This window comes from Nocardioides pelophilus, assembly GCF_014180685.1.
GTDB classification, from domain to species: Bacteria; Actinomycetota; Actinomycetes; order Propionibacteriales; family Nocardioidaceae; genus Nocardioides; species Nocardioides pelophilus.
Window position 1 is genome coordinate 1 of sequence record NZ_JACEHF010000142.1, and the last position, 10,828, is coordinate 10,828.

Genomic DNA, 10,828 nt, shown 5'->3' on the forward strand with positions numbered 1-10,828 from the left:
GTGGGCGCCGAGCAGGTCGCCGTCGCGGGTCACCGCGACCAGGTCGGGGTAGTCGGCGACCAGGCTGCGAGCGGCGGCCAGGTCGTCGACGACGACGGTCTTGCGGAGGAGACGGGTGAGCGCGGGGCGCAGCTCGGTCGGGCAGTCGACGACGTCGACGGCGTACGACGTGGCGCCGGGCAGGGCTGGCCAGTCGCTGCGGTCGACCGCTCCCCCGCCGAGCAGGAGCCCGGCTCGGCCGAGGTCGTCGGCCTTGAGGTGGCTGATCGCGGCGACGGCGGCGTCGGTGTCGGTCACGGCGACCGCGTCGGCGGCGGCGCCGAGCGCGCTGGCGACGGCCGCCTCGTAGCCGGAGCGCACGTTGACCAGCGCCGCGACCGACCCCAGCAGGCCGGACAGGGTGTCGGAGGCGGCCAGCAGCGCTCCGGTGCCGTCCTTGCGGGCGAGGCCGAGCTCGAGCGCCTCCTTGCGGGCGCCGAGGGCCGAGCGGTCGCGGTCGGCCTGCTGCGCCTCCTCGCGGGTCTTCGCGAGCCGCTCCTCGAGGTCCTCGAGCGCGGCGACGGCGCCTTCGTGCTCGGCGTCGAGCCCCTCCTCGCCGGCGTCGAGGCCGGCGACCTTGGTCTCGAGCGCGGTGAAGTCGTGGTGGGCGCGCTCAGCCCGGGCGAGCGCGTCGGCGCGGGCGGCCTCGAGCCGGCCCTTCTCCTCGCTGGCCGCGGTGGCCCGGGTGCGCAGCGCGTTGACCTGTCCGTGGAGCCGCGCCAGCCCTTCGCGACGGTCGGCGGCAGCCCGCAGCAGACCGGCGACCCGGCGCTCCTCGTGGGCGGCGGCGTCCTCCGCGGACTTGCGGGCGGTGACCGCCTCCTCGAGGGCGGCCTGCTGCTCGGCGACGAGCTCGAGGATCTCGGCCTCCTGCTCGGCCAGCCGGTCGGCCTCGGCGTCGAGCTCGGCGGGGTCGCGGGTGGATCCGCCCTGCTCGCCGTCGGCCTCCTCGGCACCGGCGGCGTTGCGCACCCGCTCGGCGGCGAGGCTCTGGGTGCCGCGCAGTCGCTCGCGCATGGCACCGAGGGACGAGAGCGTCTCCTGGGCTGCGGCGAGGGCCGGCAGGTCCCCGCGGAGCGCCTCCTCCAGCGCGGCCTCACGCTCGCGACCGGTGGCGATCTCCTGCTCGACCTCCTCGCGGCGGGCCACGAGGACGGTCTCGTCGGCCAGCTCCTGCTCGAGCGCCGTGCGGGCCGTGACCAGGTCGTCGGCCAGGATCCGCGCCTTCGCGTCGCGGACGTCGGCCTGGACGGTCGCCGCGCGGCGCGCCACCTCGGCCTGCCGGCCGAGCGGCTTGAGCTGGCGACGGATCTCGCTCAGCAGGTCGTTGAGCCGGGTCAGGTTGCCGTCGGTCGAGTCGAGCTTGCGGAGCGCCTTCTCCTTGCGCTTGCGGTGCTTGAGCACACCGGCCGCTTCCTCGATGAACCCGCGGCGGTCCTCCGGGGTCGCGTGCAGGATCGTGTCGAGCTGGCCCTGGCCGACGATGACGTGCATCTCGCGGCCGATGCCGGAGTCGCTCAGCAGCTCCTGGACGTCGAGCAGCCGGCACGGGGTGCCGTTGATGGCGTACTCCGAGCCTCCGGTCCGGAACATCGTCCGGCTGATCGTCACCTCGGAGTAGTCGATCGGCAGCGCACCGTCGGAGTTGTCGATGGTCAGGGTGACCTCGGCGCGACCGAGCGGCGGGCGGCCCGACGTACCGGCGAAGATGACGTCGTCCATCTTGCCGCCGCGCAGGCTCTTGGCGCTCGCCTCGCCCATCACCCACGCCAGGGCGTCGACGACGTTCGACTTGCCGGAGCCGTTGGGTCCGACGATGCAGGTGATGCCCGGCTCCAGCTGCAGCGTGGTCGCCGATGCGAAGGACTTGAACCCCTTGAGGGTCAGGCTCTTCAGGTACACCCAGGCTCCCTTGCGTTGACCTTGCTGTGGATCGGCGGCTGACGCGATGCACGCAGTCCCGGGCGGATCTTGTCAGGTGGCCTGGGGCGCGCCGTCGCGGGGGAAGCTCGGCTCGCACAGCCTATATGCCCGCCCGGGTCGACCTGCGGACCTGATCGTCGGCGTGGTTGCGGGCGCGCGAGAACCGGTGGAGAACGGGCGGACGCTGCTCAGCGTCGACACCCGGCGTCGGCACGAAGGCGCCACCGAGGTCCGCCGAAGGCGGAGGGGACGGACCGGCGTCAGGCCGGCTGCATCTCCTGGGCCGCGTCGGCGGTGAGGATGTCGGCGGCCCGAGCTGCCATCAGCTTGTCGTTCTCCTCGCTGAGACGAAGGACGAGGGACTCCAGCTCGGCCACCCGGTTGCGCAGTCGAGCATTCTCGACGGCAAGCCGGGGGTCGCGGAGGTCGCTGTTCAGGTGCCCGATCAGCGCCTTGGCCATGAAGTGAGCCTTCCGGTGGTGAACGCATGGACCCGGGTCCCGGGCCGTCTCCAAGAGTCCCACTTCCCGGCGTGTGGGTCAAACTTCCGAGGCTCGCGGCCGTCCGAGGAACGAGGACGGCCGCGCGGTGCCGAGGAGGTTGAGGAGGCGCGTTCAGGCACGCGCGCCAGCGCGGGGCTGAGCGAGCCGTCTCGAAACTGCCGAGGCTCGCGGCCGTCCGAGGAACGAGGACGGCCGCGTGGTGCCGAGGAGGTTGAGGAGGCGCGTTCAGGCACGCGCGCCAGCGCGGTGCTGAGCGAGCCGTCTCGAAGCCTGTTGATCAGCGTTTCGAGGCCCGTGGTGCCGCCTGGCAGCGGGGGCAGAAGTACGAGGAGCGGTTCATGAACGCGATCCGCCGGATCGGCGTACCGCACCGCCCGCAGGGCTCACCCTCCTGGCCGTACGCCGCGAGCGAGCGGTCGAAGTAGCCGGACTCGCCGTTGACGTTGACGTAGAGCGCGTCGAACGAGGTGCCGCCCTGCGCCAGCGCCTCGTGCAGGACGCCCCGGACGTGGCCCAGCAGCTCGACGACCTGGCCGCGCCGGAGCCGGTCGCCCGGGCGGTCGCCGTGCAGCCGCGACCGCCACAGCGCCTCGTCGGCGTAGATGTTGCCGACGCCGGAGATCAGCCCCTGGTCGAGCAGGAGCCGCTTGATGCCAGCCGTACGACGCCGCACCCTCGCCACGAACGCGTCGTCGTCGAACTCGGGGTCGATCGGGTCTCGGGCGATGTGTGCGATCTCCGGCGGCAGCTCCGCTCCCCCGGCCGAGACCATCAGGCCGCCGAACATGCGCTGGTCGACGAAGCGGAGCTCGGTGGGTGCAGGAATCCCCGGTCGACCGGGGATTCCTGCGCTTGTCGGCCGTTGCACCACCCGACAAGCGCCAGGAAACCCCGACAAGTCCAGTCCGAATCGCACCCGCAAGTGCCGTTCGTCCGGAATCCCCACGGGCTGGATGAGCATCTGACCGCTCATGCCGAGGTGTCCGAGGAGTGCGTCACCGCTGTCCAGCGGGAGCCAGAAGTACTTGCCGCGCCGGCGGGCGGCGACCACCTGCCGGCCGGTGAGCGCGGCGGCGAAACCGGACGGACCGCGCGGATCGCGGCGCACCGGGCGGGGGTGGAGCACCTCGACCGCGCTCAGTCGGGCGCCGACGACGTGGCGCTCGAGGCCGGCGCGCACCACCTCGACCTCGGGGAGCTCGGGCATCGGTCAGGCCAGTCCGGGGGTCGACCGGGCCGGGTCAGTCGTTGGCGTCCGCGACCGCGGACACCGAGGCGACGATCTCGCCGTACGCCGTCTCGGCCGCGCCCTGCTCGGCCTCCTTCTTCGACCGGCCGGTGCCGTTGCCGTAGAGCTTCTCGGCGACGCGGACCTGCGCGGTGAAGGTCTTGGCGTGGTCGGGGCCCTCGTCCTGGATGACGTACTCGGGCACGCCGAGGCTGTGCTCGGCGGCGAGCTCCTGGAGGGAGGTCTTCCAGTCGAGGCCGGCTCCCATGGCCGAGGCGGCCTCGAGGAGCGGGTCGAAGAGCAGGTGGACGACCTCGGCGGAGGTCTCGATGCCGGCACTCATGTGCACGGCCCCGATGACGGCCTCGACGGTGTCGGACAGGATCGACGCCTTGTCACGACCGCCCGTGGACTCCTCGCCGCGGCCGAGCTTGATGTACTGCCCGAGCCCGATCTCGCGCGCGACGTCGGCGAGGGCGCGGGCGTTGACGACGGCCGCGCGGAGCTTGGCCAGCCGGCCCTCGGACAGGTCCGGGTGGGCGCGGTAGAGCGTCTCGGTCACGACGACGCCGAGCACCGAGTCGCCCAGGAACTCCAGGCGCTCGTTGGTCGGCAGTCCGCCGTTCTCGTAGGCGTAGGACCGGTGCGTCAGGGCGCGGTCGAGCAGCTCGGGGTCGAGCTCAGGATCCCCGAGCGCGCGACGCAGGTCGTCGTAGGCTCTGATGGCCGGTGCCCGGGTCAGGAGCGCTGGATCAGAGGACCTGGCGACGGTCGGCGCGGGCGCCGTACTGGCCGCAGGTGCCGCACGCACGGTGCGGGAGGTGCTTCGCACCGCAGGCCGGGTTGGCACAGGTCACCAGCGTGGGGGCGACAGCCTTCCACTGCGAGCGACGGTGCCGCGTGTTGCTGCGCGACATCTTCCGCTTCGGAACAGCCACTGTCTTCTCCTCGTTAGTTCTGGTCGTCGTTGGTGAGCTCGCCCAGCGCCGCCCACCGCGGGTCGATCGCCGCCTCGTGTGCGTGGTCCGGCTCGTCGATCAGGCGCACCCCGCACTCGGGGCACAACCCGGGACAATCCGGCTGGCACAACGGCTGGAACGGTAGTGCAAGCACCACCGCGTCCCGCAGGAGCACCTCGAGGTCGAGCAGGTCGTCCTCGAGCTTGCTGGTCTCGTCGTCCTCCTCGGAGTCATCCCGCTCACCGTGCCGAGTGTCGTCGTACACGAACAGCTCCTGGAACGTCACCTCGAGGTCCTCGCGGATCGGCTCCAGGCACCGCGCGCACTCGCCCTCGACCACGGCTCGCGCCGTGCCGGTGACCAGGACTCCCTCCATGACCGCTTCGAGCCGCAGGTCGACGTCGACCGGCGAACCCTCCGGGACAGAGAGGACTTCGATGCCCAGATCTGCCGGGGCCGGCGCCGTGAGCGTCACTTCCCGCTGGGACCCCGGGCGGCGGCCGAGCTCGCGAGTATCGAGCACGAGCGGCGCCCTCGGGTCCAGGCTGGTCATGTGATCACTCCCGGTCCGGACACAACAGATCAACGAGAATCGTATCGGTCGCCGCACCGGCGGCAAAATCTGCTGCTCAGGCGCCTTGCTGCCGCTCCGCGAGCCGGACGGTGAGCCGCTCGAAGACGGCCGGCGGCACCAGCCCGGATACATCTCCCCCGAAGGACGCGACCTCCTTGACCAGGCTCGACGACACGAACGACATGCTCGGGTCGGTCATCAGGAACACGGTCTCGACGTCGGTGAGATGGGCGTTCATCTGCGCCATCTGCAGCTCGTAGTCGTAGTCGCCGGACCCGCGGAGGCCCTTCACGATGGCCTGGGCCTCGATCTCGCGGCAGAAGTCGGTGACCAGACCGGTGAAGCCCTGCACCTTGACGTTCGGCCACGGGCTCACCGCGGCGCCGATCATCTCCAGCCGCTCGTCGGAGGTGAAGAGACGGCTGGACGACGTCGACTTCGACTTGTTGACGCCGACGGCGACGACGACCTCGTCGAAGAGCGCGGCGGCTCTGCCGAAGATGTCGAGGTGGCCATTGGTCACGGGGTCGAACGACCCCGGGCAGACGGCACGACGCATGCGGTCACCGTAGTGGTTGGGGCTGCGCTGCGTCGCCGGTGGCGTACCAGAGGGCGGTCTCGCCGTACTTCTTCAGCCGGCGTTTGCCCGGGAGCGGCGTGATGCCGGCGGGCCAGGTCGGCTCGGGGCTGCGACTGCCGCGCTCGACGACGACCAGCGCGTCGGGCGCGAGCCAGCCGTGGGCGACCAGCAGCTCCAGGTCGTGGGCGACGTCGTCGTCGGACAGCGGGTAGGGCGGGTCGCTGAACACCACGTCGTACGGCGCAGCCGGTGCGGTCGTGAGCGCGGAGGCGACCGTGGCGGCGCGGATCTCGGCCACGTCGCACCCGAGCATGCGGGCGTTGCGCCGGATCAGGTCGGCGGTCGGGCGGTCGGACTCGACCAGCGTCACCGCGTCGGCGCCACGGGACCAGGCCTCGAGGCCGATCGCGCCCGAGCCGGCGTACAGGTCGAGGAACCGGAGGCCGCGCAGGGAGCCGGCCCAGGACTCGATCGCCGAGAACAGCGCCTCACGCACCCGGTCGCTGGTGGGGCGGGTGCGCTCGCCCTTCGGGGTCTCGAGGCGGCGGCCGCCCGCGCTGCCGGCGATGATCCGCGTCATGACTTCTCCATGAAGTCGCCCTGCTGCGACCGCTCGAGGTCGGCGACCGCCTCGGCGAGCAGCGGCGCCGCGTCGAGCGCGGGATCGCGGCTCAGCATCGCCTCCGCCGCCTCGCGGGCCGCGACGATGGTGTCCTCGTCGCGCAGCACCCGCAGGTTCTCGAGGCTCGAGCGCCGTCCGGCCTGGGAAGCCCCCAGCACGTCGCCCTCGCGTCGCTGCTCGAGGTCGAGCCGGCTGAGGACGAAGCCGTCGGTCGTGCCGGCGACGGCGGCGAGCCGCTCGCGGGCCGGAGAGGTGGGGTCCTCGGCGTGGGTGACCAGCAGGCAGAGCCCCGGGAAGCCGCCCCGGCCGACCCGGCCGCGCAGCTGGTGGAGCTGTGAGACGCCGAACCGGTCGGCGTCGAGGATCACCATCGTGGTCGCGTTGGCCACGTCAACGCCGACCTCGATGACGGTCGTGGAGACCAGGACGTCGACCTCGTGGCGGGCGAAGGCCCGCATCGTCGCGTCCTTCTCGTCCGACGGGAGCTTCCCGTGCAGGCGCGCGAGCCGGAGCCCCTCGAGCGGGCCGCCCGCGAGACGCTCGACGACCTCGTCGACCGCCGCGAGCGAGCCCGCGGACGTCGTCACCGGGTTGCCGTCGTCGTCGACGTCGACGACGTCGTCCTGGTCGGCCTCCGCCTCGTCGCCGGAGATCCGCGGGCAGACGACGTAGACCTGGTGGCCCTTCTCGACCTCCTCGCGCACCCGCGCCCACACCCGGCCGATCCAGGACGGCTGCTCGGCGAGGGGGACGACGTTGGTCTGGATCGGCGCCCGACCGGCGGGGAGCTCGCGCAGGGTCGACACCTCGAGGTCGCCGAAGACCGTCATCGCGACCGTGCGCGGGATCGGGGTCGCCGTCATCACGAGCAGGTGCGGCGGCGTCTTCGCCTTGTCGATCAGCGCGGCCCGCTGCTCGACGCCGAACCGGTGCTGCTCGTCGACGACCACCAGCCCGAGGTCGGCGAACTGCACCTGCTCCTGGAGCAGCGCGTGGGTGCCGATCACGATGCCGGCCTCGCCGCTCGCGGCGCGCAGCAGCGGCTCGGTGCGCTGGGACTTGGTCATCGATCCGGTGAGCAGGTCGACCCGGGTGCCCTCACCGGAGCCGAAGATGGTGCCGCCGTCGGCGAGGTCGCCGAGCATGGTCACGATCGAGCGGTAGTGCTGCTGGGCGAGCACCTCGGTGGGAGCGAGCAGCGCCGCCTGGCCTCCCGAGTCGACCACGCGCAGCATCGCCCGCAGGGCGACCAGGGTCTTGCCGGAGCCGACCTCGCCCTGGAGCAGCCGGTTCATCGGGTGCGGCTGGGCGAGGTCACGGGCGATCTGGTCGCCGATCTCGCGCTGGCCGTCCGTCAGGGTGAACGGCAGCCGCTCGTCGAACGCCAGCTGCAGAGCACCGTCGCCGCCCGTGCGGGCGGTCGCGCCGAGCTCGCGGATCGTGCGCCGCCGTCGGGCCAGCACGAGCTGGGTGACGAGGGCCTCCTCGAACCGGAACCGGTGCTGCGCCCGGGCCACCTGGTCACGCCGGTCGGGGGCGTGGATCCAGTCGTAGGCCGTGAGCACGTCGAGCACGTCGTACTCCTCGCGGACGTCGGCGGGCAGCAGCTCGGGGACGTGGTCGACCTGGCTGCGCGCCGCGCGCACCGCACGACTGATGTCCCACGTCTCCACGCCCTTGGTGAGCGGGTAGATCGGGTAGAGATCGCCGATCTGGTCGACGATGCTCTCGTCCTCGTCGGCGACGCCGAAGATCGTCATCGCGGGGTTGACCAGCTGCCACTCGTTGCGGAACCGGTCGGCCCGGCCCAGGAAGACGCCGCGGCGACCCGTCGCCACCCGCTTCGCCTGCCACTCGGAGGCGCCCTTGTTCTTCGCGAAGAAGGTCATCCGCAGGTCGGGGCCGTCGGTGCTCAGGGTCGCCTCGACGCGGTACGCCGGCCGGCCGGTGCGGCGGTCGCTGTAGGTGTGCTGCCTGCACTCGGTGATCTCGCCGACCACGCAGAGCAGCTGGCCGATCTTGAGGTCGTGGACCTTGGTGAGGCTGCCGGTGTCGAGGTAGCGGCGCGGGAAGTGGCGCAGCAGGTCGCCGACGGTGCGCAGGCCGAGCCCCTCCTCGAGCTTCTTGCGCTTCGCGGGCGTCACCTTGCCGAGCACCGCCGCGATCGGCGAGTCCAGGGTGGTCACGAGGGCGTTGCTCCTTGGTCGGCGGCGTCGCGAGCGGCGTTTCCGGCCGATCTGGCAAGGCGGCGGAGCGCTGGCATGCTGAGCCGCACGTCGAGCGACGCCAACGCAGCCAGATCGAGTCGGAAACGTCGCGCAGCAGGCGCTGAGCAGGGTGCCACGCCCTCACCTCTCACTCGACGGACATCAGGAGCGGGTAGCGCTCCTGACCACCGTCGTACACCACGGTGTCGACATGGGGGTGCTGCTCCTCCACCCACGCCGCCGCCCGGTCGGCGATGTCGTCGGCACCATCGCCGGACCCGTCGCCGCGGACCAGCGTGACCAGCTCGCCACCGGCCGCCAGCAGCCGCTCGAGGACGGCGATCGCGACCTCCCCCAGATCGTCGCCGATGACCGCGAAGTCGCCCGCGATGACCCCGAGGACGTCGCCGGGGCTGCAGGGACCCGCGGACGTCATCGCCTCCTTGGCCGCAATCGTGACCGCGCCGTGCTTCACGTGCCGGGCGGTGGCCGTCATCTCGGTCACGTCCTGGTCGAAGGTCCGCCCGGGTTCGTGCACGGCGATCGCGGCCAGGCCCTGGACCTGGGCCTCGGTGGGGATGACCGCGATCCGGAGCCCCTGCGCGGCTCCGTCGGACTCCGCCGTGCTGGCGGCCACGCGGGCGGCCCGCACCGAGTCGGGGTCGTTGGGGAGGATCACGATCTCCTGCGCCCCGCTCCCTGAGATCGCCTCGAGCAGACGCCCGGTCGACGGGCGGCGACCGGGGCCGCCCTCGACGACGACCGCGCCGGCGTCGCTGAACAGCTCGACCAGGCCGGGACCGGCTGCGACCGCGATGACGGTGCGGCCGGCCGGGACGACCGCCCGCTGCTCGCCGGCCGGTTCCCCGTGGGCCGCGGCGACCTGCTCGGCGAAGTGGGTGACCCGGATCCGGTGCGGCCGGCCGACCTCGAGCCCGGCCTCGATCGCGGCGCCCACGTCGTCGACGTGCACGTGCACGTTCCACAGGCCGTCGCCGCCGACCACCACGACCGAGTCGCCGAGCTCGCCCAACCGGGCACGCAGGGGCGGGATCTCGCCGTCGGTGGTGTCGAGCAGGTACATCACCTCGTACGACGGGCCGTCACCGCTGAGGTCGCCGGCCCCGGGGTGCGCGAGCTGGGGCACCGGGATCGCGTGGCTCCCCAACGGCTGGGTCACGGGCACGGGTCGCTTGCCGGTCAGCACCGTCTCGGCGGCGTCGAGGATCACGCAGATCCCGCGTCCGCCCGCGTCGACGACCCCTGCCCGGGCGAGCACCTCGAGCTGCTCCGGGGTGTGCCCGAGCGCCTCCCGGGCGGCTGCCGCTGCGGTGCGCAGCACGTCGTGGGTGCGGGCCGCGGGGTCCTTGACCGCCTCCGCAGCGGCGTCGGACGCCGCGCGGGCGACCGTCAGCATGGTGCCCTCGACCGGCTCCCCCACCGCCGCATAGCTGGCCTCGGTCGCCTGGCGCAGCGCTTCGGCCATCACCTCGGCGTTGCGGTCGTCGGCGGTCTGGGACGCGATCCGCCGCGCGATCGCACCCAGCATCTCGCTGAGGATCACCCCGGAGTTGCCGCGGGCGCCGAGCAACGCCCCGCGCGAGAACGCGGCGAGCGCCGCCCTCCTCGGGGCGCCCGGCACCTCGCGGATGGCGTCACGGGCGGCCGCGATCGTGAGGTACATGTTCGTCCCGGTGTCGCCGTCGGGCACCGGGTAGACGTTGAGCGCGTCGATCTCCTCGCGAGCCTCCGACAACGCGTCGACAGCGATGTCGACGAAGCGCAGCACGGTGTCGAGCTCGATGCCGCCTCCCATGGAGGTCAATGTAGTGGGCACCCGGGACCCGGCGGGCCGCGGAACGCTGGCGCCTCGATTTCTGGCTGCTGCCCACCTTCGGCTAATCTGATCCGGTTGCCCGCTCGCCGGGTGACCCATGAACTTGAGTCAGAAACCCGATCCGTAGGAGTAACCGTGGCTGCCGTCTGCGACATCTGCGCGAAGAAGCCGGCCTTCGGCAACAACCGGCCCTGGTCGCGCAAGATCACCAAGCGTCGCTTCAACCCGAACATCCAGCGCGTCCGCGCTGTGGTCAACGGCACCCCGAAGCGCATGAACGTCTGCACCGGCTGCCTGAAGGCCGGCAAGGTCTCTCGCTGACCTCAGCTTCACGGATCGGCCGCCCCCTAGGGGCG

At 72.4% G+C, this 10,828-nt stretch carries 11 protein-coding genes; 1 reads left to right on the forward strand and 10 read right to left on the reverse strand.

All coding sequences use genetic code 11. The features are described from left to right. The 10 genes from smc to H0488_RS18215 form a co-directional block, all read right to left on the reverse strand. The coding region (gene smc / locus H0488_RS18170) for a chromosome segregation protein SMC (protein WP_183100652.1) at window positions 1-1,941 on the reverse strand (1,941 nt) is incomplete at its 3' end. 281 nt (window positions 1,942-2,222) lie between these two features. Next, entirely contained in the window at window positions 2,223-2,423 is a 201-nt protein-coding gene (locus tag H0488_RS18175; RefSeq protein WP_183100653.1) for a hypothetical protein, read from the reverse strand. A gap of 319 nt (window positions 2,424-2,742) precedes the next feature. Beyond that, window positions 2,743-3,672 carry a bifunctional DNA-formamidopyrimidine glycosylase/DNA-(apurinic or apyrimidinic site) lyase gene (gene mutM / locus H0488_RS18180; protein ID WP_183100654.1) on the reverse strand — a complete coding sequence of 310 codons (930 nt, stop codon included), beginning with the start codon at window positions 3,670-3,672 and terminating at the stop codon, window positions 2,743-2,745. Window positions 3,673-3,706: 34 nt separating this feature from the next. Beyond that, window positions 3,707-4,504, reverse strand: coding sequence for a ribonuclease III (gene rnc / locus H0488_RS18185; protein WP_446685628.1), 798 nt, complete (start codon window positions 4,502-4,504; stop codon window positions 3,707-3,709). Continuing rightward, window positions 4,446-4,631, reverse strand: coding sequence for a 50S ribosomal protein L32 (rpmF, locus tag H0488_RS18190; RefSeq protein WP_056924925.1), 186 nt, complete (start codon window positions 4,629-4,631; stop codon window positions 4,446-4,448). Before rpmF ends, rnc begins: the two co-directional genes overlap by 59 nt. 13 nt (window positions 4,632-4,644) lie before the next feature. After that, window positions 4,645-5,205 carry a YceD family protein gene (locus tag H0488_RS18195; RefSeq protein ID WP_183100656.1) on the reverse strand — a complete coding sequence of 187 codons (561 nt, stop codon included), beginning with the start codon at window positions 5,203-5,205 and terminating at the stop codon, window positions 4,645-4,647. A 76-nt stretch (window positions 5,206-5,281) separates the two neighbouring features. Beyond that, window positions 5,282-5,785 (reverse strand): pantetheine-phosphate adenylyltransferase, encoded by a 504-nt coding sequence (coaD, locus tag H0488_RS18200; protein ID WP_183100657.1) that lies wholly within the window; start codon window positions 5,783-5,785, stop codon window positions 5,282-5,284. Between the two features lie 4 nt (window positions 5,786-5,789). Further along, a complete protein-coding gene (gene rsmD, locus H0488_RS18205) occupies window positions 5,790-6,386 on the reverse strand; it encodes a 16S rRNA (guanine(966)-N(2))-methyltransferase RsmD (RefSeq protein WP_183100658.1) in 597 nt (198 codons plus the stop codon). Next, window positions 6,383-8,614 (reverse strand): ATP-dependent DNA helicase RecG, encoded by a 2,232-nt coding sequence (locus H0488_RS18210; RefSeq protein ID WP_183100659.1) that lies wholly within the window; start codon window positions 8,612-8,614, stop codon window positions 6,383-6,385. The genes rsmD and H0488_RS18210 overlap by 4 nt, the downstream gene beginning before the upstream one ends. Window positions 8,615-8,783: 169 nt before the next feature. After that, a complete protein-coding gene (locus H0488_RS18215; protein WP_183100660.1) occupies window positions 8,784-10,451 on the reverse strand; it encodes a fatty acid kinase ATP-binding subunit FakA in 1,668 nt (555 codons plus the stop codon). Window positions 10,452-10,607: 156 nt separating this feature from the next. On the opposite strand from H0488_RS18215, the gene rpmB reads away from it, so the two are divergent. After that, window positions 10,608-10,793 carry a 50S ribosomal protein L28 gene (gene rpmB / locus H0488_RS18220; protein ID WP_109696063.1) on the forward strand — a complete coding sequence of 62 codons (186 nt, stop codon included), beginning with the start codon at window positions 10,608-10,610 and terminating at the stop codon, window positions 10,791-10,793. Window positions 10,794-10,828 lie beyond the last annotated feature (35 nt).